The sequence below is a fragment of the Streptomyces scabichelini genome (assembly GCF_011045015.1).
GTDB lineage: Bacteria > Actinomycetota > Actinomycetes > Streptomycetales > Streptomycetaceae > Streptomyces > Streptomyces scabichelini.
Genome location: NZ_JAAKZY010000026.1, coordinates 1 through 22,748, shown reverse-complemented (window position 1 = coordinate 22,748; position 22,748 = coordinate 1). Strand labels below are relative to the sequence as shown.

At 71.2% G+C, this 22,748-nt stretch carries 21 protein-coding genes and 2 pseudogenes; 7 read left to right on the top strand and 16 right to left on the bottom strand.

Features of this window, described 5'->3' with window-relative positions:
* Positions 1-444 carry a DUF6314 family protein gene (locus G5C60_RS11035; protein WP_165257518.1) on the top strand — a complete coding sequence of 148 codons (444 nt, stop codon included), beginning with the start codon at positions 1-3 and terminating at the stop codon, positions 442-444.
* Here G5C60_RS11035 and G5C60_RS11030 read toward each other — a convergent pair.
* The gene (locus G5C60_RS11030) at positions 426-1,013 is read right to left on the bottom strand and encodes a histidine phosphatase family protein (protein WP_165257514.1); all 588 of its coding nucleotides are present in this window, start codon (positions 1,011-1,013) and stop codon (positions 426-428) included. The two genes, G5C60_RS11035 and G5C60_RS11030, sit on opposite strands and share 19 nt — an antisense overlap.
* A 52-nt stretch (positions 1,014-1,065) precedes the next feature.
* On the bottom strand, positions 1,066-2,511 hold the full coding sequence (locus tag G5C60_RS11025) for an aminotransferase-like domain-containing protein (RefSeq protein ID WP_165257511.1): 1,446 nt from the start codon (positions 2,509-2,511) through the stop codon (positions 1,066-1,068).
* Here G5C60_RS11025 and G5C60_RS11020 point away from each other — a divergent pair.
* Complete coding sequence (locus tag G5C60_RS11020; protein ID WP_165257509.1) at positions 2,510-3,514, top strand: DMT family transporter; 1,005 nt, start codon at positions 2,510-2,512, stop codon at positions 3,512-3,514. The two genes, G5C60_RS11025 and G5C60_RS11020, sit on opposite strands and share 2 nt — an antisense overlap.
* 102 nt (positions 3,515-3,616) lie before the next feature.
* The gene (locus G5C60_RS11015) at positions 3,617-3,823 is read left to right on the top strand and encodes a DUF1918 domain-containing protein (protein ID WP_165257507.1); all 207 of its coding nucleotides are present in this window, start codon (positions 3,617-3,619) and stop codon (positions 3,821-3,823) included.
* 20 nt (positions 3,824-3,843) lie between these two features.
* On the opposite strand, the gene G5C60_RS11010 is transcribed toward G5C60_RS11015, so the two are convergent.
* Positions 3,844-5,112 (bottom strand): glycoside hydrolase family 10-like protein, encoded by a 1,269-nt coding sequence (locus G5C60_RS11010; RefSeq protein ID WP_206439345.1) that lies wholly within the window; start codon positions 5,110-5,112, stop codon positions 3,844-3,846.
* Positions 5,113-5,278: 166 nt separating this feature from the next.
* Here G5C60_RS11010 and G5C60_RS11005 point away from each other — a divergent pair, with 166 nt between their 5' ends.
* Both G5C60_RS11005 and G5C60_RS11000 read left to right on the top strand, forming a co-directional pair.
* Positions 5,279-6,151, top strand: coding sequence for a 3-hydroxybutyryl-CoA dehydrogenase (locus tag G5C60_RS11005; protein ID WP_165257504.1), 873 nt, complete (start codon positions 5,279-5,281; stop codon positions 6,149-6,151).
* 205 nt (positions 6,152-6,356) lie between these two features.
* Positions 6,357-6,614 carry a hypothetical protein gene (locus G5C60_RS11000; protein WP_165257502.1) on the top strand — a complete coding sequence of 86 codons (258 nt, stop codon included), beginning with the start codon at positions 6,357-6,359 and terminating at the stop codon, positions 6,612-6,614.
* A 26-nt stretch (positions 6,615-6,640) separates the two neighbouring features.
* On the opposite strand, the gene G5C60_RS10995 is transcribed toward G5C60_RS11000, so the two are convergent.
* The 10 genes and pseudogenes from G5C60_RS10995 to infC all read right to left on the bottom strand — a co-directional run bounded on the left by G5C60_RS10995 (position 6,641) and on the right by infC (position 17,926).
* Positions 6,641-7,186 carry an NUDIX domain-containing protein gene (locus G5C60_RS10995; protein WP_165257500.1) on the bottom strand — a complete coding sequence of 182 codons (546 nt, stop codon included), beginning with the start codon at positions 7,184-7,186 and terminating at the stop codon, positions 6,641-6,643.
* 113 nt (positions 7,187-7,299) lie between these two features.
* Positions 7,300-8,640: an NsdA family TPR-like regulatory protein gene (locus G5C60_RS10990; RefSeq protein ID WP_165257498.1), complete on the bottom strand. Its 1,341-nt coding sequence runs from the start codon at positions 8,638-8,640 to the stop codon at positions 7,300-7,302.
* A 247-nt stretch (positions 8,641-8,887) separates the two neighbouring features.
* The gene (locus G5C60_RS10985; protein ID WP_165257496.1) at positions 8,888-10,102 is read right to left on the bottom strand and encodes a PP2C family protein-serine/threonine phosphatase; all 1,215 of its coding nucleotides are present in this window, start codon (positions 10,100-10,102) and stop codon (positions 8,888-8,890) included.
* Positions 10,103-10,306: 204 nt separating this feature from the next.
* Entirely contained in the window at positions 10,307-12,820 is a 2,514-nt protein-coding gene (pheT, locus tag G5C60_RS10980) for a phenylalanine--tRNA ligase subunit beta (RefSeq protein ID WP_165257494.1), read from the bottom strand.
* Positions 12,820-13,950 (bottom strand): phenylalanine--tRNA ligase subunit alpha, encoded by a 1,131-nt coding sequence (gene pheS / locus G5C60_RS10975; RefSeq protein ID WP_165257491.1) that lies wholly within the window; start codon positions 13,948-13,950, stop codon positions 12,820-12,822. The genes pheT and pheS overlap by 1 nt, the downstream gene beginning before the upstream one ends.
* 160 nt (positions 13,951-14,110) lie before the next feature.
* Positions 14,111-15,256, bottom strand: a complete 1,146-nt coding sequence (locus G5C60_RS10970) for a sensor histidine kinase (protein WP_165257489.1) — start codon at positions 15,254-15,256, stop codon at positions 14,111-14,113.
* A gap of 80 nt (positions 15,257-15,336) precedes the next feature.
* Positions 15,337-16,182, bottom strand: coding sequence for a TrmH family RNA methyltransferase (locus G5C60_RS10965; protein WP_165257479.1), 846 nt, complete (start codon positions 16,180-16,182; stop codon positions 15,337-15,339).
* A 249-nt stretch (positions 16,183-16,431) separates the two neighbouring features.
* Entirely contained in the window at positions 16,432-16,815 is a 384-nt protein-coding gene (gene rplT / locus G5C60_RS10960; RefSeq protein WP_006141703.1) for a 50S ribosomal protein L20, read from the bottom strand.
* Positions 16,816-16,912: 97 nt separating this feature from the next.
* A complete protein-coding gene (rpmI, locus tag G5C60_RS10955; RefSeq protein WP_165257477.1) occupies positions 16,913-17,107 on the bottom strand; it encodes a 50S ribosomal protein L35 in 195 nt (64 codons plus the stop codon).
* Positions 17,108-17,241: 134 nt separating this feature from the next.
* Positions 17,242-17,926 (bottom strand): annotated as a pseudogene (infC, locus tag G5C60_RS10950) (translation initiation factor IF-3).
* Positions 17,927-18,269: 343 nt separating this feature from the next.
* Between infC and G5C60_RS10945 the strand changes: the two are divergent.
* Complete coding sequence (locus G5C60_RS10945; protein ID WP_165257475.1) at positions 18,270-18,626, top strand: DUF1844 domain-containing protein; 357 nt, start codon at positions 18,270-18,272, stop codon at positions 18,624-18,626.
* Positions 18,627-18,672: 46 nt separating this feature from the next.
* On the opposite strand, the gene G5C60_RS10940 is transcribed toward G5C60_RS10945, so the two are convergent.
* The gene (locus G5C60_RS10940; protein ID WP_165257473.1) at positions 18,673-19,404 is read right to left on the bottom strand and encodes an SseB family protein; all 732 of its coding nucleotides are present in this window, start codon (positions 19,402-19,404) and stop codon (positions 18,673-18,675) included.
* A 150-nt stretch (positions 19,405-19,554) separates the two neighbouring features.
* Between G5C60_RS10940 and G5C60_RS10935 the strand changes: the two genes are divergently transcribed.
* Positions 19,555-20,589 carry a serine hydrolase gene (locus G5C60_RS10935; RefSeq protein ID WP_165257471.1) on the top strand — a complete coding sequence of 345 codons (1,035 nt, stop codon included), beginning with the start codon at positions 19,555-19,557 and terminating at the stop codon, positions 20,587-20,589.
* 10 nt (positions 20,590-20,599) lie between these two features.
* Here the strand turns inward: G5C60_RS10935 and mycP are convergent, their stop codons facing one another.
* Together mycP and G5C60_RS10925 are read right to left on the bottom strand one after the other, a co-directional pair.
* A complete protein-coding gene (gene mycP, locus G5C60_RS10930; RefSeq protein WP_165257469.1) occupies positions 20,600-21,805 on the bottom strand; it encodes a type VII secretion-associated serine protease mycosin in 1,206 nt (401 codons plus the stop codon).
* A pseudogene (locus G5C60_RS10925) lies at positions 21,802-22,748 on the bottom strand (hypothetical protein); the annotation flags it as partial. The gene mycP and the pseudogene G5C60_RS10925, both read right to left, overlap by 4 nt.

Genomic DNA, 22,748 nt, shown 5'->3' with positions numbered 1-22,748 from the left:
ATGGATGATTTCTGGCCGGTGGCCGACGTTCTGGCGTATCTGGCCGGGAGTTGGCGCGTGGAACGCTCGGTACGGGACCACGCGAGCGAGGCGGAAGGGACCTTCAGCGGGACGACGGAGTTCGCACCGCTCCCAGAGGGCGGCCTGCTCCACCACGAGTCCGGCACCTTCGTATGGCAGGGCGTCGCCCGTCCCGCCGAGCGAACCCTGCGGTTCCTGCCGGGCGATACGCCGGCCCGGGCCGACGTACGGTTCGCCGACGGCCGCCCCTTCCATGACCTGGACCTGACCACCGGGCGGCACCTCACCGACCACCCGTGCGCGGCGGACCTCTACCGGGGCGAGTTCACGGTGTACGACGCGGACCGCTGGCGCACGGTGTGGCGGGTGGGCGGACCGGCCAAGGACCTGGTGCTCACGACGGACTACACCCGCGCGGGCTGACCGTCGAACCGGAGGTTCCAGCGCCCCGCCCGGCCCGTGAGCGTGGCCGTCGACAGGGGGCGGACGTCGATGTTCCAGTACGTCGACGGAGGCGCCATCAGTGCGTAGACGAGCGCGGCGCGTACGACGGCGGGCTCCGCCACCGCGACGATCTTGCCGCCGTCGTCGTCGGCGGGACGCGTGTCGAGCCAGCCGCCCACGCGCTGAATGAACTCCAGCAGCGACTCGCCGCCGTGCGGCGCGGAGCGCGGATCGGTGAGCCAGGCGTCCACGGCCTCGGGCTCACGGGCCATCGCCTCGCCGAGCGTGAACCCGCGCCAGCGGCCCATGTCGCAGTCCCGCAGGGCGGGTTGGACAAGCGGGGCGTAACCGAGGGCGTCCCCGGTGGCCCGGCTGCGCCGCGTCGGCGAGCAGTACCGCAGCTCGGCCGCCGCCAACGGCACCAGCATGTGCGCCACGCGCTGCACCTCGTCCCAGCCCTCCTGGTCGAGCGGCCGGTCGTCCTCGAACCGCTCCGCGAGCAGCGGGGAGCTGCGCGCGGCGGCGACCAACGTGACCCGAAGTTGCATGGGCAGATCGTGAGCCGCGGAAGTACGCAGGTCAAGAGGCGTTGCTCAGGAGTTACCCGGGGCGTACGGCACCCGACTCGAAGGCGGTCCGCAGTCTGCGTACGCCCTCGTCGATCTCCGCCGCGCTCGCCACGGCCGCGAAGCTCAGCCGCAGGTGTGCGGCGGCGGGTTCGGCGCTGAAGTAGGGGCGGCCTGGGGTGACGGCCACGCCCGCGCGCAGGGCGCCGGCGGTCAGGGCCGACTCGTCCGTGCCTTCGGGCAGCCGCAGCCACAGGTGGTAGCCGCCGGAGGGGATGTGCGGCAGGGCGAACTCGGGAAGTCGCAGCCGCAGCGCGGCCGTCATGGTGTCGCGGCGGTTCTTCAGCTCCGTGGCGACGGCCCGCAGATGACGCGGCCAGGCGGGCGAGCCGACGAGTTCCAGGGCCGCCTCCTGGAGCGGGCGCGGCACGAAGAAGGTGTCGACGACCTGGATGGCCCGCAGCCGTTCCAGTACGGGCCCGCGGGCGGCGAGCGCGCTCACCCGGAAACTCGGCGAGGTCGCCTTGGTCAGGGAGCAGACGTGCACGACGACTCCGTCGGGGTCGTCCGAGGCCAGCGGACGCGGCAACGGCCCCGCGTCCTCGTGCACGAGACGGCGTACGAAGTCGTCCTCCACGACGAACGCACCGGCTTCACGCGCGATCCGCAGCACCTCGCCGCGCCGCTCCGGGGCGAGCACGGCACCGGTCGGGTTCTGGAACAGCGGCTGGCAGACGAAGACGCGGGCACCGGTCGCCCTGAACGCGTCGGCGAGCAGATGGGGGCGTACCCCGTCGGCATCGACCGGTACCGGTACGGGACGGAGTCCGGCCGCCCGGGCGATCGCCAGCATGCCGGGATACGTGGGCGATTCCACGAGGACCGGTGCACCGGGCGGGGCGAGCGCGCGCAGGGCGGTGGTCAGCGCGGACTGGCCGCCTGCCGTGATCAGCACCTCGGCGGCGGTGATCGCGCCGCCGATGCCCCGCGCGAACCACTCGCGCAGCTCCGGCAGCCCGTCCACCGGCGGTCGCGCCCAGGCACCGGGGCGCCGGCCCGCCCGGGACAGCGCCGCGGCCATCGCCCGCTCCGGCTGCAATGCGGGGTGCAGATAGCCCGCGTTGAACTCGATGACCCCGGACGGCGGTGTGGCCAGCGTGACCAGCACCCCGGAGGCGTCGACGGTGCGCGGCACGAGTTCGGCGGCGGCGTCCGCGCTGAGCGCGACCTCCTGCCAGGAGGTGTCGCCCGCGACCGTCCCGGCGGTCCGCGGCCGGGCCCGGAACGCGCCGGCCCCCGGCCGGGTCACCACCAGCCCCTCGGCGGCCAGCTGCGCCAGCGCCCGGGACACGGTCACGGGACTCACCCGAAACCGCTCGACGAGCGCCCGACTGGACGGCAGCTTTCCACCGGGAGAGTAGCGGTCAAGCTCGCTCCGCAGCTGATTCGCCAGATCGCCCACACTGCTACGCTCATGCATGAGAGCAGAGGATAGCGCTACTCCACCGACATCGATAGCGGTGCCCACCGCCCCGTCAGGGGCGCGGGGCGGTGACATCGGCGGCTCCGCCGCGCGGGCGCGACCAGCCACAGACGGCCCGCAGCCTTCCAACCAGCCCCCGGCAGGGCCCCGTTCCGGAACCCTCCAAGCCGCCCTCGGTGTCACCGCCTTCTCCCTCACCTTCCCCGCCACCGCCTGGGGTCTTGAAGGCTTCGGCCCGTGGTCGCTCGTAGCCGTGCGGAGTCTCCTTGCCGCGCTCATCGCGGGCGGCTGCCTGCTGGCCCTGCGCGTACCGCTGCCCGCCCGCCGCCACTGGGCGGGCCTGTCCGTCGTGGCCGCCGGAGTCGTACTCGGCTTCCCCATGCTCACCACCCTCGCCCTGGAGACCTCCACGACCGCCCACGCCGCGGTCGTGGTCGGCCTGCTCCCCGTGACCACCGCGCTGCTCTCGGCCCTGCGTGTCGGCACCCGCCCCTCCCGTACCTTCTGGGCCGCGGCGCTCGCGGGATCGGCCGTGGTGATCGCGTTCACCGTGGAGCAGAGCGGCGGCGCCCTGTCGAGCGCGGACGCCTACCTCTTCGCGGCGCTGCTGATCTGCGCGGCCGGCTACACGGAAGGCGGCCGTCTGGCCCGTGTGATGCCCGGCTGGCACGTCATCGGCTGGGCCCTGGTGCTGTGCCTGCCGCTCACGCTGCCGGCCACCGCGATCGCGCTGTCGTACGAGCCGGTACGGCTGACCGCGCACAGCGTGACCGGACTGCTCTGGGTGGCGGCCGGCTCCCAGTTCCTCGGCCTGGTGGTCTGGTACCGGGGCATGGCGATGATCGGCATCCCGAAGGCCAGCCAGTTGCAGTTGGCGCAGCCCCTGCTCACACTGGTGTGGTCGGTGCTGCTCCTCGGCGAGCACATCACCCCGGCCGCACCGCTCGCGGCCGCGGCCGTGCTGGTCTGCATCGCGGTCGCCCAGCGAGCGCGCGCCTGAGCGGCACACACCCGGTGGCAACCAGCTCCAACGGCCCTAGACTGAAACCCACGGACAGACCCACGGACCGCTACTCCCGTGCGAGACGAGGAGGCCCACCAGATGCGTGCAAGCAAAGGCGACCACCTGCTGGTACACGGCAGGATCGTCGGACAGCACGACCGGGTCGCGGAAGTCGTCGAGGTACTCGGGCCGGACGGCAATCCCCCGTTCCGCGTCCGCTTCGAGGACGGCCACGAGACCGTGATGTCCCCCGGTCCTGACACCGTCGTCCAGCATCACGTCGGCGAGAACCAGACCCAGAGGTAAGCCGGGCCGGGCCCAGGAGGTCAGCGCGGCGGTTTCGCGGGCTGCTTGTAGTGATCGGCGATCACGCGTGCCATCGCGCCGGTCGGGTCGGCGCGGACCTCCTTGGCCGCGAAGAACACATGCCCGCGCGCCTGGGGGTGCTCCTTGGCGAGGGTGAGGTGCCGTGACAGCTCGGCCGGGGCCTGCCAGGCCTCGGGCTGGGCCGGATCCCCGGCCTTGTACAGCGCCTCACCCACGTACAGCTTGGTCCTGCTGCCCTCGGCGACCTTCGCCCACCAGGGCAGCAGCTTGGCGTAGTCGGCGGCGGCGAAGCCGATGTTCCAGTAGATCTGCGGGCAGATGTAGTCGATCCAGCCCTCGCGGACCCATTTCCTGGTGTCGGCGTACAGATCGTCGTACGTCTGCACACCGGCCTGGGTGTCCGAGCCGAGCGAGTCGGTCGCGGCGTTGCGCCACACCCCGAACGGGCTGATCCCGAACTGCGTGGCCGGCCGGGTCTTCTTCACCCGGGCGGCCGTCTCGCGCACCAGCTTGTCCGTGTTGTCCCGCCGCCAGGCCGCCCGGTTCGGGAAGCCGCCGCCGTACTTCGCGTACGCCGCGTCGTCGTCGAAGGCCTCGCCCGGGACCGGGTAGGGGTAGAAGTAGTCGTCCCAGTGCACGGCGTCGACGGCGTACTTCTTCACCGCGTCGAGCATCGCGTCCTGGACGAAGGCGCGGACCTCGGGCAGCCCCGGGTTGTAGTAGAGCTTCCCGCCGTACGGCACGACCCAGCCGGGGTGCTTGCGGGCGGGGTGGGACGCGATGAGCTTGGCGGGGTCGGCGTGGTTGGCGATCCGGTACGGGTTGAACCAGGCGTGCAGTTCCAGGCCCCGCGCATGCGCCTCCTCGACCGCGGTGCCGAGCGGGTCCCAGCCGGGGTCCTTGCCCTGGACGCCGGTGAGGTACTGCGACCAGGGCTCGTACGGCGAGGGCCACAGGGCGTCGGCCGTGGGGCGCACCTGGAAGACCACCGTGTTCAGGCGGCAGCGCACGGCCGTGTCGAGATGTGCGAGCAGCTGAGTGCGCTGCTGAGCCGCCGTCAGCCCGGTCCTGGACGGCCAGTCTCGGTTGGCGACCGTGGACAGCCACATACCGCGCAGCTCACCGGCGCCGGCGCGACGCCGGGGCTCGGCCGTCTCGTCCTCGTCCTCCCCGCCACCGGTCGTCGCGGCCCATGCCGCCGCGCCTCCGGCGGTCGTGAGCCCCGCCAGCATGACCCCCGCGAACGCCCTGCGTGTCACTCGCCCCATGGGTTCTCCCCCATACGTAACGAATCGGCCTGGTCACGTACCGCTTCCAGGCCGACAGCATGCCGTACCCGGACGATCGATCATCGGGAGCCCGAGAGTAACGTGCACGAATGGAGCAGGCGCCCCCGGGTCCTGCCACCCCCCATGGAACAGCGAAAGGGACGATGTGACGGACACCTTCGGAGACATCTCACGTGTCGGAGTGGTGGGCTGCGGCCAGATGGGAGCGGGCATCGCCGAGGTGTGCGCCCGTGCCGGTCTTGATGTGAAGGTCGCCGAGACCACGGGCGAGGCCTTGGAGATCGGCCGGACCCGGCTCTACAACTCGCTCTCCAAGGCGGCCGAGCGCGGCAAGATCTCCGAGGAGGAGCTGGCCGCGACGCAGGAACGGCTCACCTTCACCACCGACCTCGGCGAGTTCGCCGACCGAGACCTGGTGATCGAGGCCGTCGTCGAGAACGAGCAGGTCAAGACGGAGATCTTCCAGGTGCTCGACCAGGTGGTGACCCGCCAGGACGCGATCCTCGCCTCCAACACCTCCTCGATCCCGCTGGTGAAGCTCGCCGTGGCCACCTCGCGTCCCGACCAGGTCATCGGCATCCACTTCTTCAACCCGGCCCCCGTGCAGAAGCTGGTCGAGCTGATTCCGGCGCTCACCACCTCCGAGGGCACGATCAGCCGGGCGCAGGCACTGGTGGAGAAGATCCTGGGCAAGCACTCGATCCGCGCCCAGGACCGCTCGGGCTTCGTGGTCAACGCCCTGCTGATCCCCTACCTCCTCTCCGCGATCCGGATGTTCGAGTCGGGCATCGCGAGCCGCGAGGACATCGACAACGGCATGGAGCTCGGCTGCGCCCACCCGATGGGCCCGCTCAAGCTGTCCGACCTGATCGGCCTGGACACGGTCGCGTCGGTGGCGTACTCGATGTACGAGGAGTACAAGGAACCGCTGTACGCCGCTCCCCCGCTGCTCCAGCGCATGGTGGACGCGGGCCGCCTGGGCCGGAAGTCGGGCTCGGGCTTCTACAGCTACCCGTAGTGACAGCCTCGCACTGATTACGCTCCGCACATTTCGGGCCGACGTGCGCCCGGCACTCTTCTGGAGGGCCGGGCCCACGCCATTCACACACCGTGTGCTTGCCGGGCACGCATATGCCCCTCGCACACGCTCCCCATGCGTCAACCAGGCGAGTTGACTTTCCGTGCGCATCAAGGGATGTGACGACTACGGAAAGGAGCGGACTGTGACCGCCGAACCCGAGCATCCCGTGGTTCATGGTGAACTCGCGGAGTTACGCCGGTCCCACGAAGTGGGCCTTGCCCGGATCGAGGGAGGACTGGCGTTGCTCACGCAGCACGACGAACGGACCGCCAAGGATCTGGACGACCTGAGCGCACGGGTCGTCATCCTGGAACACAACCGTTGGCCGCTGCCCGCGCTCGTGACCGTCACGGCAGTGGGCTCACTGGTCGTGACGGTCTGGCAGGCCTTCGGCCGCTGAGCCTGGTCCAGGACGCGGTGGGGGGATCAGGGCAAGGCGTCCTGCCCGAGCTTCAAGTGGTGCAGGAGGAGCAGCGCGGCTGCCATGTTGGCGGCCGGGACCTCTCCGCGGGAGACCATGTCGGGGACGAGCTTGAGCGGAACCCACTCGCGACGGTCCGACTCGAAGTCGTCCACGGGGTGTCCGATGTACGCGCCTTCGTCGGCCCAGTAGATGTGGTGCCGCGCGTCGGTGAGCCCGTTGGAGGGCTCGACGCTCATCAGATGGCGTAGGGGTCCCGGCCGCCACCCGGTCTCCTCCTCCAGTTCGCGGGCTGCCGCGACGACGATGTCCTCGCCGTCCTCGACGACGCCCGCCGCGAGCTCCCACCCCCAGCTGTCGGTGATGAAGCGGTGCCGCCACAGGAGCAGCACCTCGTTGGCCTCGTTCACCACGGTGGCCACGGCGACGGGCCGCAGCCGTATGAGGAAGTGATCGAGGTGCCGACCGTCCGGTAGCTCTACGTCTGCGAGATTGACGCTGAACCAGCGGTTTGCATACACAGTTTGCTCGTTCTGTTTCGTCCACTGCACGGTTCTGCCACCTTCCGCCGAGTAGATGGCAATATCGCAGCAGGAGCGTCCACACAGCAGGCTCGCCATGTCCGCTCACAGCACAGCGGCAAGGCGCAGAGGTGGGGCTTCCTCTAGAGCGGTACGCGCAGTGCCCCGTCGATGAGTTCGGCGGCCTCGGACGTTCCCGCGCAGTCACTGGCCACCAGATGCTCGCGTACCGCCCGCAGTCTGTCGCGCAGCCGCTGGGACTCCATGCCCCGCGCCTGCTCGGCCATTTCGACCGCGGTGACCACCGCTTTGTCCGCGTTTCCCTGGCGCAGTTCGATCTGGCTGAGCATGGCGAGCCGGTGCACCCGGCCCCGGTCGTGCGCCGGGGTGTCCACGGCGGCCGCGGCATGCTCCTGCGCGGCCGTCAGGTCACCGAGGCTCAACAGGGCCTCCGCCACCTGTACGTTGACCAGGCCCGGCTGGACATAGCCGGTCTCGTCCGGCTCGTAACCGCGCCGGATGCGTTCGGCGGCCGACTCGGCACGCCGTATGCAGGACAGCGCGCTGCTGCCGTCGCCCAGGTGTGCATACGCCTTGGCCTGCATCGCGTAGAGGTCGGAGGCGAGCGCCGGCGTGATGTGCCGCCCCGCGGCGCGCAGCGCGGCCTCGGCGAAGGCGACGGCCTGCCGGTACTCGCGCATGAACAGCGACTGATTCACGAGCAGGGCGATGACATAGGCGCCAAGTCCCCGGTCCCCGCTCGCTTTTGCGAGTCTGAGCGCCTGGTGGAAGTAGCGCTGGGCGAGACCGTGCGCGTCGGAGTCATAGGCGCAGATGCCCGCGATCGCCACCAACCCGCCGGTGGCGCGGTGGAGTTGGCGGCCCGTCGCGTCGGTGTAGCTGCCTCTGAGAAGCGGCGCGGTCTCGGAGTTGAGGAACCCGACGATGCGGCTGCGGGTCGCCACGCCACCCGCCTTGCGGTACATCTGCTCGTAGTGGGCGCGGGCGGAGCGCAGCATCTCGATGTCGGCCATGCTCACGCGCTGCCGTCCGCCGCGTGAGACGTCCGTGTCCTCGGGCGGGTTCTCCCACTCCCATACGGGCATCACGGCGGGCGTTCCGGTGACGGCGGGAGCGCCGAGGATGTGCGGGCGCTGCTGCTCGTCGGAGCGCCACAGGGCGGTGGCGCGCTCGACGAAACCGGAGAGGGTCGTGCTGTGCGGAGCGGCCGACTCGCCGGGTACGCCGAGACCTATGTCGTCGAGCGTGACGGGCCGTTGCAGGCGCGCGGCGAGCACTTCGCAGATCAGGTCGGGCACCTGGCCGCGCGGCCGCTGGCCCTTCAACCACCGGGCCACGGCGGTGTGTTCGTAACGAAGCGCCAGGCCACGGCTCCGCCCCGCCTGGTTCACATGTGCGGCCAGTCCCGCGTGAGATATCCCGGCCTCGTCGAGAATCGCGTCGAGGAGAGTGTTGGGCTGCATGAATGCCCTCCGGGTGACTCGGTGCGGACAGAGTAGTGCGTTCGCCTTCACACGGGGTGTGAACGGAGTGCTCGAATCCTGGCAGTACGTGCGCTGTTGCGGAGAGTTCCCGGCCGGTTCACTGAAATGCCTCGCAAGAGGCCGACCGGGCCGCCGGCTCCCCCTCGTACAGTGCGGTGGCCCGTCTTCGCGCCGTCCGCCCAGCTGCCTGCCCGACACTCCGTGGCTCGGCGGGCGGCGTCGGGGGCTACAGGTGATTTGTCGGCTGCGGGCGCGTTGTGGCTGACCGCGCCCCTGAAGGGGCGCGTTGTGCCACGCGGTCGTTGCGTAGTACCAGTACCGCCATGTCGTCCGAGGGGCTTCCGCCCGTGTGGCGCAGGAGCCCGGCGAAGACGTCATCCAGGACCGCTCTCGGCGAAACCGGCTGTGTGCTGACGGCCTCGGTGAGCATGGCGGGCAAGGGAAAGAAGCGGCCCCGTGCGTCCCGTGCGTCCTCCACACCGTCGGTGTGCAGGAACAACGCCTCGCCGGGCAGCACATGGCCGCAGCCGGTGGCCGGCAGTTCAGCGGGCAGCGGGAACGGTCCCAGAGGGGGCAGGGGGTCGTCGCGGGCGAGGGGTTCCACGCGGCCGTCGCGCAGCAGATACGGCCATGGGTGGCCGCAGTTGAGGGCGCGTACCTCGCCGTCGTGGGCTATCTCCAGCAGCAGTACGGTGACGAAGTCCTCGGCGACGGGGTTGTCGTGGGTCAGGCCGGACGAGGGGTGCTCGGCCCGCGCTCGCTCCCGCAGGTGCCGGGCCAGTGCGCGCTCCATCCGCCTCAGAACGGAAGAGAGTTCGCCCTCGTCGTGGACGGCTTCGCGGAAGCTGCCCAGCAGCGCGGCGACCGTTCCGATCGCGGCCAGCCCGTGGCCCCTTACGTCCCCCATGACCACCCGCACCCCGTGTTGCGTGGCCATCACCTCGTACAGATCACCACCCACCACCGCACCCCGGCTCGCGGACAACTGCCCGGCGGCCAGCGCGAGTCCGTCAAGGCGCGGCGGCAACGGGCGCAGCACCACGGCCTGGGCGGCGACGGCGACGGCGCGGGCCCTCTCGAGTTCGCGCAGCAGCCGGGCGCGGCGCCCGGCCGTGAGATAGCTGGCGACGACGACGGCGAGGATCGCCGCGAACGTGCCGCACCGGCTTCCGAGGTCCTCGTCCCGGTCCACGGTGCCGACCGGGACGAGAGCGAAGACCGCGCACACACCGCCCAGCAGCACGCACTGGCGTCGGCCGGTGCCGGCGCAGGCGATGGCGGGGGCGGCGGCGAGGAGCGGAACCAGCTGGGCCCCGGTGGGGAAGAAGACCTCCCACAGGACGACGGCGACGACCCAGAGGCCCGGCAGGACGAGAACGAGCGTCCGCCACGCACGGGAGGCAGCGACGCGCGTGCCGCCCCGTGCGATGGTACGGATCATGCCGACGGACCCCCCAGACTGCGGTGCGGCGGTCGCGGGGCCTTCCCTGGTCGGCACTCATGGACGGCCGATCGACCGGCTCGATTCTGTCGACGCCCCTACCCGAATGACCAGTTGGCACCGAATTCTCACCCGAATGAGTGAGGGGCACATCCGTATCCTCGGATGTGCCCCTCGTCGCAGGTCAGCGATCATGTGCCAGGGTCACGCCCCGCGCAGCACCGCCCCGGTGCGCTCGCTCGCGAGGGCGATCGCCGCGTCGCGGGCGGCCGAGGCCTCCTCGACGGTGAGCGTGCGGTCGTCGGCGCGGAAGCGCAGCGCGTACGCCAGGGACTTCTTGCCGGTGCCGATCTGCTCGCCGGTGAAGACGTCGAACAGCCGGATGGACTCGAGGAGTTCACCCGCACCCTCGCGCAGCGCGCCCTCGACCTCGGCGGCCGGGACCGACTGGTCGACGACGAGCGCGACGTCCTGCGTCGCGACCGGGAAGGTGGAGATCCGGGGCGCCTGGAAGGCACCGGCGCCGGCCCGCTCCAGCAGGTCGAGCTCGACCTCCATGGCGCAGGTGCGCTCGGGCAGGTGCAGCGCCTTGATGACCCGCGGGTGCAGCTCACCCGCGTGCCCGACAAGGGTCTCCTCGCCGTCCACGACAGCGAGCAGAGCCGCACAGCGGCCGGGATGCCACGGCGCGTGCTGGTCCGCCCGGACGATGAGCTCGACACCGGCCTCGCGGGCGACGGTGCGGGCGGACTCGACCGCGTCGGCCCAGTCGGCCGGGCGGCCCTTGCCCCACCAGCCGGCCTGCTCGCGCGCGCCGGCCAGCACGGTGGCCACGCGGCGCGGCTGGCGCGGCAGCGCGCCGTTCAGCGCGGCGATCTCCTCGTCGGTGGGCCGGTGATCGACCGGCAGCCGGACCGGGACCGTCTCCTCGCCGGTCGGCCGGAAGACCAGGCCGGTCTCGAAGAGCACCAGGTCGTGCGAGCCGCGCCCGTCGTTGCGGCGCAGCGCGGCGAGCAGCCCCGGCAGCAGCGTCGTACGAAGGGCGGGCTCCTCGTCGGAGAGCGGATTGACCAGCTTGACCGTGGTACGGCGCGGGTCACCGGCCTCCAGGCCGAACTGGTCGAAGACGTCCTCGCCGATGAAGGGATAGTTCAGCGCCTCGACGTATCCGGCGCCGGCCAGCGCGCGGCCGACCCTGCGGTGCAGCCGCTGCCGGTCGGTCAGGCCGAGCCCCGCGGGAGGCTTGGGCAGGGTCGAGGGCAGGTTCTCGTAGCCCTCGAGCCGGATGACCTCTTCCGCCAGGTCGTTCGGGTCGGTGAGGTCGGGTCGCCAGGACGGCACGGTGACGATCAGCTCGTCCTGGCCGTAGACGTCGCAGCCCACCTCCTGGAGGCGGCGTACGACGGTCTCGCGGCCGTAGGCGACGCCCGCGACCTTGTCCGGGTGGTTCGCCGGGATGGTGATGGTGTGCGGCGCGGAAGGCGCGATGACCTCGGTGACTCCGGCCTCGGCGGTGCCGCCCGCGAGGAGCACGAGCAGGTCGACGGTCCGCTGGGCCGCGGCGGACGCGGCGAGCGGGTCGACGCCGCGCTCGAAACGCTTGGACGCCTCGGAGGCCAGCTTGTGGCGGCGGGCGGTGCGCGCGATGGAGACCGGGGCGAAGTGCGCGGCCTCGATGACGACCTCGGTGCTGCCACCGGCCTCGTGCTCGTGGTCGGCGATCTCCGTGTTGGCGCCGCCCATCACACCGGCGAGGCCGATGGGCCCGCGGTCGTCGGTGATCAGCAGGTCCTCGGTGTCCAGCGTGCGCACGACACCGTCGAGCGTGGTGAGCTTCTCGCCCGGCTCGGCCCGGCGCACACCGATCGCGCCCTGGATGCGGGTGCGGTCGTACGCGTGCAGGGGCTGGCCGAGTTCCAGCATCACGTAGTTGGTGATGTCGACGGCGAGCGAGATCGGGCGCATGCCCGCCTTCTGGAGGCGACGCCTGAGCCAGATCGGAGAGCGCGCCTCGGGGTCGAGGCCGGTGACCGTACGCGCGGTGAAGCGGTCGCAGCCGACCGGGTCGGAGACCTGCACCGGGTAGCCGAACGCGTTCGGGCCCGGTACGTCGAGGAGGGCCGGGTCGCGCAGCGGCACCCCGTAGGCGATGGCGGCCTCGCGGGCGACGCCGCGCAGCGACAGGCAGTAGCCGCGGTCGGGCGTGACGGCGATGTCGAGGACCTCGTCGACGAGTTCGAGCAGCTCGACGGCGTCGGTGCCGACCTCGTACTCGGGCGGCAGCACGATGATGCCCTTGGTGCCGTCGTCGCCCATGCCCAGCTCGTCGCTGGAGCAGATCATGCCGTGCGAGGTCCTGCCGTACGTCTTGCGCGCGGAGATCTCGAAGCCGCCGGGCAGCACGGCGCCCGGCAGGACCACGACGACCTTGTCGCCGACGGCGAAGTTGCGGGCGCCGCAGATGATCTCCTGGGGCTCGCCGGTGCCGTTGGCCTGACCGACGTCGACGGTGCAGAAGCGGATGGGCTTCTTGAACTCCGTCAGCTCCTCGATGGTCAGCACCCGGCCGACGACGAGCGGCCCCTTGAGGTCGGCACCGAGATGCTCGACGGTCTCGACCTCGAGGCCGGCCGAAATGAGCTTGGCCTGTACGTCACGGCCGGTCTCCGTCGCCGGCAGGTCGACGTACTCCCGCAGCCAGGAAAGCGGGACCCGCATCAGATCTCCATCCCGAACGGCCGGGTGAACCGGACGTCACCCTCGACCATGTCTCGCATGTCTTCGACGTTGTGGCGGAACATCAGCATCCGCTCGATCCCGAACCCGAAGGCGAATCCGCTGTACTTCTCCGGGTCGACGCCGCAGGCGGTCAGCACCCGCGGGTTGACCATGCCGCAGCCGCCGAGCTCGATCCAGCCCTCGCTCGAGCAGGTGCGGCAGGGGCGGTCGGGGTTGCCGACGGACTCGCCCTTGCAGACGTAGCAGAGCATGTCCATCTCGGCGGACGGCTCCGTGAACGGGAAGTAGTTCGGGCGCAGCCGGGTCTTCATGTCCGCGCCGAAGAGCGACTGGACCATGTGGTCCATGGTGCCCTTGAGATCGCCCATGGTGAGGCCCTCGTCGACGGCCAGCAGCTCGATCTGGTGGAAGACCGGGGTGTGGGTCGCGTCCAGCTCGTCCGTACGGAAGACACGGCCGGGGCAGACGACGTAGACCGGCGGCTCACGGTCGAGCATGGCGCGGGCCTGGACGGGCGAGGTGTGCGTACGGAGCACGACACCGGACTCGCCGTCGCTGTCAGCCCCCTTCGGCCCGTGCACGAAGAAGGTGTCCTGCATCTGCCGGGCCGGGTGGTCCGGGCCGAAGTTCAGGGCGTCGAAGTTGAACCACTCGGCCTCGACCTCGGGGCCCTCGGCGATCTCGTACCCCATGGACACGAAGACGTCCGCGACCCGCTCCATCATGGTGGTCAGCGGGTGCCGGGCGCCCGCCGGTACGCGGTCGTACGGCAGCGTGACGTCCACGGCCTCCTCGACCAGCACCCGGGCGTCGCGCTCGGCCTCCAGCTCGGCCTGGCGGGTGGCCAGCGCCTTGTTGACGGCGCCGCGGGCCTGGCCGACGCGCTTGCCCGCGTCGGCCTTGGCGTGCGGGGGCAGGGCGCCGATCTCGCGGTTGGCGAGCGCCAGCGGCGAGGAGGGGCCCGTCTGGGCGACCTTGGCCTCATGGAGCGCGTCGAGGGAGTCCGCGGCGGCGAAGGCGGCGAGCGCCTCGTCCCGCATGCGCTCGATCTGTTCCGGTTTCAGTGCCTCGACCTCTACAGGGTCGTACGACTTGTTCGGTGCCGACATCTCTTCCCGTGCTTCCGATTGGCTGGCTGAAGGTCCCCGTCGCGACTCGCAGACGAAAGTGACGTAGACGAATCGTCTCTGACTTCGGACGCAAAGGTGCCAAAGGCCGAGTCTAACGGGGCTGAGGTGTGCGAATGCGCCCGTGGGGCCTCGGTCGGCGTTACTGCAGATACGCCGGGGTGCCCACGGGCAACGTAAATCGGAACTGTGCGCCGCCGCCGGGGGCACGGCCGACCGTGATCGTGCCGCCGTGGGCCTCGACGATGCCCTTGACGATGTACAGCCCGAGGCCCGTGCCGCCGCGTTTGCTGCCCCGCCAGAAGCGGGTGAAGACGCGGTTCATGGACTCCTCCGGGATGCCGGGGCCCTCGTCGCTCACCGTGACCGATGTCGCGGCGCTCTCCCGTTCGCGGGGCGACGGCGCGGGCTCTACGTCGATGGTGACGGTTCCCTCGCCGTGCCGCACCGCATTTTCCAGCAGGTTGCTGAGCACCTGGTCGACCTTGTCGGGGTCGGCCCACAGGTCGGGCAGCGGCTGGCCGACGCGCAGCAGGAAGCGGTCGGCGGACTGGCCGGCGGCGACGTACGCCTGGATGTGGCGGCCGACGGCGACGCCCAGGTCGACGGGCTGGCGGCGCAGTTCGAGGCGGCCCGAGTCGATGCGGGAGATGTCGAGGAGCTCGGCGATGAGGCGCGTGACGCGGTTGGCGTCGGCGTCGACCGTCTCCAGCATGAGCTTCTTCTGGTCGTCGGTGAACCGTTCCCACTTGGCGAGCAGCGTCGCCGTGAAGCCCTTGACCGAGGTGAGCGGGGAGCGGAGTTCGTGGGCGACCGTGGCGATCAGTTCGGCGTGGCTGCGCTCGGTGCGGCGGCGGGCCTCGGTGTCACGCAGCGAGACGACGACGCGGCGGACGGGGCCGGTGGGGGCGGTGCGCACATACCGCGCGGAGACCAGCACCTCACGCCCGCCCGGGAGCAGCAGATTGCGCTCGGGCTGCCCGACGCGGATCGCAAGGCCGCCATAGGGGTCGGTGAGCTGCCACCAGCGGCGGCCTTCCAGGTCTTCTAACGGAAGGGCCCATTCCAGGTGCCGGCCCAGCGCGTCGGCGGCGGAGACGGCGGTGATCCGGGCGGCCGCGGCGTTGAAGCAGATCACGCGGCCGAACTCGTCGGCGATCACCAGTCCGTCGGGCAGGTCGTCGGGGTCGATGCCGAGGTCGGTGAGATCACCGCGCAGGGACGTGGGTGCGCTGTGCACGTCCCGTGCTCGCAGTGCCCTTTTGGCACCGCTCGTTCCGACACTCATCCCCGTACCCCACCTCTCGGACCGGCACAGTGGGCCCCGAGCTCGCACCCTACTAGCTGGGAGTGACGGAACGGACCCCCTCAGGGACGACCGCCGCGGGCGCGCTGCGCACGGGCGGACGCGTAGAGACATACGGCCGCCGCCGTCGCGAGGTTCAGGCTCTCGGCCTTTCCGTGAATGGGTACGCGCACGACGGCGTCCGCCAGCGCGCGTGTCTCCTCCGGGAGCCCCCACGCCTCGTTTCCGAACACCCAGGCGGTGGGCCCGCCCATGGCGCCGTGATCGAGTTCGTCGTCCAGGTCGCGATCCCCCGCTCCGTCGGCGGCGAGGACGCGTACGCCGGCGTCCTTGAGCCCCGCGACGGCGTGCTCCACGGGCACCCCGACGGCGACGGGCAGATGGAACAGCGAACCGACCGACGCCCGCACGGACTTGGGGTTGTAGACGTCCACGGACGCGTCGGTGAGGACGACGGCGTCCGCGCCCGCGGCGTCCGCACACCGCAGCACGGTGCCGGCGTTCCCGGGGTCCCGCACATGCGCCAGCACGGCGACCAGCCTGGGCCCGGCTTCGAGGATCTCCTCGAAGGGCAGATCCAGGAACCGGCAGATCCCCACGAGTCCCTGCGGGGTGACGGTCGTGGAGATGTCCTCGATCACCTCGTCGGCGGCGAGATGCACCCGCGCTCCGGCGGCCCGCGCATCGCCCACGATGTCGGCGTACCGCTCAGCGGCGTCGAGCGTCACGAACAGTTCGACGAGCGTCGCCGCACCGTTGCCGCCCCGATGCCCGGCCGCCTCCCGCACGGCCTGCGGCCCCTCGGCGAGGAACAGCCGCTCCTTCCCCCGGAAGCTCCGCTTGGCGAGCCGCCGCGCGGCGGACACACGAGCGGAGCGGGGGGAGACCAGCTCGGCGGCGGGTGGCATGGGTTCACCTTCGGTGGGATGGCCGGGGCCCTCCTGAGGGCTGATTTCAGCCCGTCCGGCGTTTGAGGACGAGGCCGCCAGGCCGACAAGCGGGGGTCTGGGGGCGCAGCCCTCAGGAACGGATGGGACGGGTAAGGGCGGCGGGGGCGAGGAAACCGCTCGCCCCGGACGCACTCGAACCCGCGGGCAGCGCACAGCCTGCCTGCGGGTTCGGGTCACATCAGATACGCGGCTGAAGCCGGCGCAGCGTCACGCGGCCTTCGGCGCGTTGACGTCCGACGGCAGCGCCTTCTGGGCGACCTCGACGAGCGCGGCGAACGCGTTCGCGTCGTTGACGGCGAGCTCCGCGAGGATCTTGCGGTCGACCTCGACGTTCGCGGCCTTCAGGCCCTGGATGAAGCGGTTGTAGGTGATCCCGTTGGCGCGGGCAGCGGCGTTGATGCGCTGGATCCACAGCTGACGGAAGTCGCCCTTGCGCTTCTTGCGGTCGTTGTAGTTGTAGACCAGCGAGTGGGTGACCTGCTCCTTGGCCTTGCGGTACAGGCGCGAACGCTGACCGCGGTAGCCGGAGGCCTGCTCGAGGATCGCCCGGCGCTTCTTGTGGGCGTTGACTGCCCGCTTGACGCGTGCCACTTGATTAACTCCTTGTAGCGGGGCCGTGGTTGGACTCACACGACCCGAAATCGATTGGGTCCCGGTCAGAGATCAGGTACGCGATGCGTTCCCGACGTCACTTGCCGAGAAGCTTCTTGATCTTCTTGGCGTCGCCCGGGGCCATCTCGGCGTTACCGGTGAGGCGACGCGTCAGACGGGACGACTTGTGCTCGAGCAGGTGGCGCTTGCCGGCGCGCTCACGGAGCACCTTGCCGGAGCCGGTGACCTTGAAGCGCTTGCGGGCACCGCTGTGCGACTTGTTCTTCGGCATAGCGCCGTTCTCTCCTCGTCAGTGGCGTTCCGATGCCCGGTCGTGAAACCGGGCACGGCGGAACGTCAGATGTATCGATTGACATCCCCGGACTCGCGTCCAGGGACCTGGACCCCAGGACCTGCGTCCCGGAATCAGGCCTCGGCGGTAGCCTCGGCCGGGGCCTCTACGGTCTCGTCCTCGTCGTCGGCCTCATGGGCGTTCTGCGAACGGCCCGGGTTGGCCTTCGCCTCCGCCTTGCGGGCCGCCTGGGCCTCACGGGCTTCGGCCATCGCCTCGGTCTTCTTCTTGTGCGGACCGAGAACCATGATCATGTTTCGGCCGTCCTGCTTCGGGTTCGACTCGATGAAACCGAGGTCCTGGACGTCCTCCGCGAGACGCTGCAGCAGTCGGAAGCCCAGCTCGGGCCGGGACTGCTCGCGACCACGGAACATGATCGTGATCTTGACCTTGTCGCCCTGCTTGAGGAACCGGACGACGTGACCCTTCTTGGTGTCATAGTCGTGCGGGTCGATCTTCGGCCGGAGCTTCATCTCCTTGATGACCGTGTGCGCCTGGTTCTTGCGCGCCTCACGGGCCTTCATGGCCGACTCGTACTTGAACTTCCCGTAGTCCATGAGCTTGCAGACCGGCGGGCGGGCGTTCGCCGCGACCTCGACCAGGTCGAGGTCGTACTCCTGCGCAAGCTCCAGGGCCTTGGCAAGCGGAACAATCCCGACCTGCTCGCCGCTGGGACCGACAAGTCGCACCTCGGGAACGCGAATCCGGTCGTTGATGCGGGGCTCGGCGCTGATGGATCCTCCTCGGTTAGCACCACACGGCTGTCTGGCAGACAGCCCGTGTACTTCTTTTCACTGGGACCAACCACCACGGCGCATGAAAAATGCCCCGGACGGGACGCAGGCGGGGCTCCAATGACTACCGGAGCACCGCCGCGGTAGCCCGCGGGGCGCATATCCAGCGGCTCCATCGTCCGTACGGAACGATGGTGGCCGCCTGACCGGGTGACCCGCCGTCCCGAGGGACAGCCAGGTGGGAGATCGGAGCCTCCACTTGCGGGTCGGGCACGCTATATGTTTCTGGGCGCATCCGACCGGTCGTTACACAAGGTTAGCAGCGCCCTCCGGAAACCGCTAATCCTCGCTGGCCTATCGTGTGGGGCATGAGTGACACCCCTCCTGAGACCCCCGACTTCGACGCCATGACCCGCGACATCGCGGAGGTTCCCGCGGTCGAGGTGATCGTGACGGTCGCGGTCAACCTGATGAGCGCCGCCGCCGTGAAGCTCGGTCTGACCGAGGAGGGCGAGAAGCACAAGGACCTGGACGAGGCGCGCAAGCTGGTGCACGCACTGGCCGGGCTGCTGGACGCGAGCGCGACCGAGATCAGCTCGTTCCACGCGGCGCCGCTGCGCGACGGCCTGAAGTCGCTGCAGCTGGCGTTCCGCGAGGCGTCGGTCGTCCCGGACGAGCCGGGCCAGGGACCGGGCGAGAAGTACACCGGCCCGGTCTTCGGCTGAGTCCGGCCCCAGGGACGTACGAGAGACGCAGGGACGTACGACGACTTCAGGGACGTACGTAAAGGGGCTCGCCCGGTGGGATCGCCTCGGTCGGCAGGAGTGCCAGGTCGAGGCCGCGTACCAGGCGGGCCCTCAGTGTGTCGTCGGCGGCCAGGCGGTCGGCGACGGCGCGGGCGGTCTCGGCGGGGGTGGCGGACGGGTCCAGTACGAGGGCGAGGGTGCCGTCGGCCTGGCCGGGGCCGAGGTGGGCGCGGAGCACGGCGGGCTCGGCGGCGACGGCGGCCCGTACGGCGTCGGTGACGGCGGGGTCCGCGAGCGGGTCCGTGCTCGTGCGGCCCTCGGCGAGGGCGAGCAGGGCGGGGCCGGTGAGTTCGTACGGCACGGGGCCCGCGAGGTCGAGCACGATCGTGTCGGCCTTCTCGTGGGCGGCGGCCTGCAGGGCCTGGTGCAGGGGTACGGCGACGGGGCGGGCCGCCGGGTCCCAGCGGGCGAGCGACTCGGTGGACGTGAAGGCGGGCAGGGCGGTCCGGGGCCCGGCCTTGAGCGTGGGGACGGCCATGTCGCTCGTCTTCTCGTGGCGCAGCCCGTTCTCGTCCTCCTCGGTCTCCCCCAGGACGGCCACGACGGGTACGAGGAGCCGGGCGCCCTTGAGTGCCTCAAGGACCGGTGCGTGTGCGGACCGGTCCTCGGCCCAGGCCGCGAGCGCGGCGCTCAGCCGGGGGTCGGCGGAGCCGTCGTCGTCGGGGAAGCCGGAGTCGGGAATGTTCTTGTTCGCCACGGTCACCGACTCTATGCGGGTCTGGCTGATGGGCTTCCCGTGCCCCCGGAAACGCGTTGTTCACGTGGCTCAGGGTTTTCTCAGCGATCCCTTACACGCTTCTGACATTCGTCTAACCGCAGGCACAGCGCCGGGCCCCAGCATCGCGGGATGGACTCGCAGCGAGCTCGTCGGCCCGGCGCCCGCCCGTCCTGGCGCAGGCCTCTTCTCTACACCGGGGTGGCCTCCGTGGTGCTCGTCGGTGTCACCGCCTCCGGGACCACTTACGTGAAGGCGCAGGCGCCGGGCGCCACCGGCCTCGTATCGTCCTCGGCATCGCCCACTGCGGGCGCGCGGGCAGCGGACGCATCTCAGACGCCGGAGGCGACAGTGGAATCCGTGGCGGCGGCTCAGACCCCGGCCCACACCCCGACTCCCACACCCACACCCACTCCCGCGGTGGACCGCGACGCCGTGCTCGCCGAGGCGATGGAGTCCGTGGCCGTGGAGGGCGGCGCGGAGGTGTCGGTGGCGGTGCTGGATGCGGGGTCCGGGGAGGGCGCGGCGTACGGGGACGGGATGTTCGACACCGCGAGCATCGTCAAGGTCGACATCCTGGCGGCGCTGCTGCTCCAGGCGCAGGACGCCAAGCGGGAGTTGACGGCGTCGGAGAAGGCGTACGCCACCGCGATGATCAAGAACAGCGACAACGTGTCGGCGAGCGCGCTGTGGGACGCGATCGGGCGGGCGGAGGGTCTGGCGGCGGCGAACAAGCGGTTGGGGCTCAGCGGTACCGAGGGCGGGGACGGTGCGTTGTGGGGGCTGACGCAGACGACGGCTGTGGATCAACTCGCCCTGCTTGAGCAGGTGTTCGGGGACGACTCGGAGTTGAGTGAGGCGTCGCGGGCGTATCTGCGGGGGCTCATGGGGGACATCGCCGTTGGCCAGGATTGGGGGGTATCGGCCGCCGGATCCACCGGATCCGACGGGTCTGCCGGGTCGGGATTCGCCCTGAAGAACGGGTGGTTGCCCCGGAGCCAGACCGGGCTGTGGGACATCAACAGCATCGGGCGGGTGACGGTGGACGGGCACGCGTATCTCGTCGCGGCACTGTCGAAGGGCAACTCCACGAAGGCGCAGGGGATTTCGCTGGTGGAGGCCGCGGCCAAGGCCGCGGTGTCGTCCCTGCGGGACGCTGACGCCTAGAAGCTGACGTCTAGAAGTCGTGGTGGCGTGGTCTGTGGCGGCCGCGCCACAGGACGACCGCAACGATCAGGAGCGCTCCGCCGGCACCGCCCGCGAGGGGGCCCGCCCAGTCGGACGCGGACCCGTCGTCGTCCGCGGCGTCCGGGCCCGAGCCGAAGTACTTGTCGCCGTACGCGGCCGAGCGCAGCCTCTCCGGCTTCAGTTTGCCGCCGGCCTCGATGGCGGCCGCGGGGTCGACGAAGCCGAAGCCGCGGGAGTCGTCGCGGCCGCCGTTGGGAGCATTGCGGGCCGTGTCCTCCAGGAGCTCCTTGATCTGGGCGGGGGCCAGGTTCGGGTGGGCCGCCCGGACGAGGGCGACGGCTCCGGAGACGAAGGCCGCGGCGGCGCTGGTGCCCCAGCCCTCGTAGTACTTGCGGTCCGGGTCGGCGATGACGACGTCGACGCCGGGTGCGCTGACGGTGGCGTACCAGCGGCGGGTGGAGAACGAGGCGCGGGTTCCGTAGCGGTCGACGGCGGTGGCGGCGATGACGCCCGGGTAGGCGGCCGGGTACGAGATGTGGTCGCCCTTCTCGCCGCCGTTGCCCGCGGAGGCGACGACGACGGCGCCCTTCTTCAGGGCGTACTGGACGGCGGCGTCCTCGGTGGCCTCGGGGTGGGCGGACTTGGAGTCGTCGCCGAGGGAGAGGTTGATGACGTCGGCGCCGTGGTCGGCGGCCCAGCGGATGCCCTCGGCGAGGGCGTTGCCGCGGGTGTTGCGGGCCTTGCCGCGGGCCGAGTCACCGTCTTCGAGGATCACGCGGACGGGGAGGATCTTGGCCTCGGGGGCGATGCCCATGACGCCGTCGGCGTTGCCGGGGCCGTGTCCGTTGCCTGCGATGATGCCGGCCATCGCGGTGCCGTGCCGGGCCCAGGCGCGGTCGCCCCGGCCGGCGCCGAAGCCGACCATGTCCTTGCCGGCGAGGACGTTGCCCGCCAGGTCCGGGTGTTCGGCGTCGACGCCCGTGTCGAGGACGGCGACGGTGATGCCCTGGCCCTTCGTCGTCTGCCAGGCCTCCTGGGTGTGCATCGCGTCCAGGGCCCACTGCTGGGCCCGTATGCCGTCGGCGTGGGCGGTGGTGGGCGGGACGAGGGCGAGGGAGGCGGCGAAGAGGGTGGCGAGGACTCCGGCCCTGCGGGCGCCGCCCAAACCTGTGTTCTTACGGGCCTCACGGGTCATGACGGCTTCTCCGTGGCCGAGTTGACGGTTTTGCGGAGGCCGCGCTCGATGCGGTCGGCGAGGCCCTGTGCGTCGTGGCCGAGGCCCGCCTGGGCGGCGGGCGTGGTGGCGTCGGTCTTCATGGCGTCCTCGGCGGGCTCCGGCTCGGCGACGGGGCGGCCGTCGGCGAAGCCGGAGACGGCGTAGACGACGACGGGGGCGTCGGTCAGCACCGACACCGTCCATGACGCGCGCTGGCCGTCGCCGAAGCCGGCGGCGACGGTGCCCTTCGGGGCGTAGGGGCGGGGCATCAGGTCTCGCCGCTGTTCGAGACCCTCGTCCTTGAACTGGCTGTTCAGTGCACCCATGGCCGCGGAGTCCGCTTTGGTGAAGAGGAGGCCGACGGTGGTGACGTGGCTGCGGGTCGCGTCCGTGTAGGTCGCGCGCAGGAGGCGCAGGCAGCCGGCCGGGGCGAGGGCCTTGCGCAGGAGCGGGTCGAAGGCGTCCGCGCAGCCGCTGTCCGGGGCGACGGCGATACGGGTCCAGGTGCGGTCGGCTCCACCGGGCCCCGCTCCCTCTCCGTCCACGGTCGGCGGGAACAGCTGGTCCACCGGGACGCTGTGCCAGAGGTCACCGGCCGCCGTGAACGAGTCCCGTGCCGCGGCGTCGCCCGCCCCGTCTCCGGTCAGCCAACTCCCGGTCACCGCACCGCCGATGAGCCCGAGCCCGAGCACGACACAGGCCGCGACAGCCGCGACCCGGGGCCGGACCCGGGGCCCCACGGGTCCCAGCCGCGCGGTGTCGTCGTCGTACGTGTCCGGAGACGCGAGCGAGACGAAGGTGCGGCCGGCGGGGGCGGCCGATGTCGGGTCCATCGGCTCCAGAGGTTCGGCCCCGTACCGGGAGCGGGCCGACAGACGCGTGGCGCCCTCGGCGGCCGCGGTCGGGCCCGAAGGTGCCGGGG

Excerpts from the sequence above, each read along its gene's own strand:
- G5C60_RS11035 (WP_165257518.1), top strand. The coding sequence starts at position 1 with ATGGATGATTTCTGGCCGGTGGCCGACGTTCTGGCGTATCTGGCCGGG.
- G5C60_RS11030 (WP_165257514.1), bottom strand. The coding sequence starts at position 1,013 with ATGCAACTTCGGGTCACGTTGGTCGCCGCCGCGCGCAGCTCCCCGCTG.
- G5C60_RS11020 (WP_165257509.1), top strand. The coding sequence starts at position 2,510 with ATGAGAGCAGAGGATAGCGCTACTCCACCGACATCGATAGCGGTGCCC.
- G5C60_RS11025 (WP_165257511.1), bottom strand. The coding sequence starts at position 2,511 with ATGCATGAGCGTAGCAGTGTGGGCGATCTGGCGAATCAGCTGCGGAGC.
- G5C60_RS11015 (WP_165257507.1), top strand. The coding sequence starts at position 3,617 with ATGCGTGCAAGCAAAGGCGACCACCTGCTGGTACACGGCAGGATCGTC.
- G5C60_RS11010 (WP_206439345.1), bottom strand. The coding sequence starts at position 5,112 with ATGGGGCGAGTGACACGCAGGGCGTTCGCGGGGGTCATGCTGGCGGGG.
- G5C60_RS10990 (WP_165257498.1), bottom strand. The coding sequence starts at position 8,640 with ATGCAGCCCAACACTCTCCTCGACGCGATTCTCGACGAGGCCGGGATA.
- G5C60_RS10985 (WP_165257496.1), bottom strand. The coding sequence starts at position 10,102 with ATGATCCGTACCATCGCACGGGGCGGCACGCGCGTCGCTGCCTCCCGT.
- pheT (WP_165257494.1), bottom strand. The coding sequence starts at position 12,820 with ATGCGGGTCCCGCTTTCCTGGCTGCGGGAGTACGTCGACCTGCCGGCG.
- pheS (WP_165257491.1), bottom strand. The coding sequence starts at position 13,950 with ATGTCGGCACCGAACAAGTCGTACGACCCTGTAGAGGTCGAGGCACTG.
- G5C60_RS10970 (WP_165257489.1), bottom strand. The coding sequence starts at position 15,256 with ATGAGTGTCGGAACGAGCGGTGCCAAAAGGGCACTGCGAGCACGGGAC.
- G5C60_RS10965 (WP_165257479.1), bottom strand. The coding sequence starts at position 16,182 with ATGCCACCCGCCGCCGAGCTGGTCTCCCCCCGCTCCGCTCGTGTGTCC.
- rpmI (WP_165257477.1), bottom strand. The coding sequence starts at position 17,107 with ATGCCGAAGAACAAGTCGCACAGCGGTGCCCGCAAGCGCTTCAAGGTC.
- G5C60_RS10945 (WP_165257475.1), top strand. The coding sequence starts at position 18,270 with ATGAGTGACACCCCTCCTGAGACCCCCGACTTCGACGCCATGACCCGC.
- G5C60_RS10935 (WP_165257471.1), top strand. The coding sequence starts at position 19,555 with ATGGACTCGCAGCGAGCTCGTCGGCCCGGCGCCCGCCCGTCCTGGCGC.
- mycP (WP_165257469.1), bottom strand. The coding sequence starts at position 21,805 with ATGACCCGTGAGGCCCGTAAGAACACAGGTTTGGGCGGCGCCCGCAGG.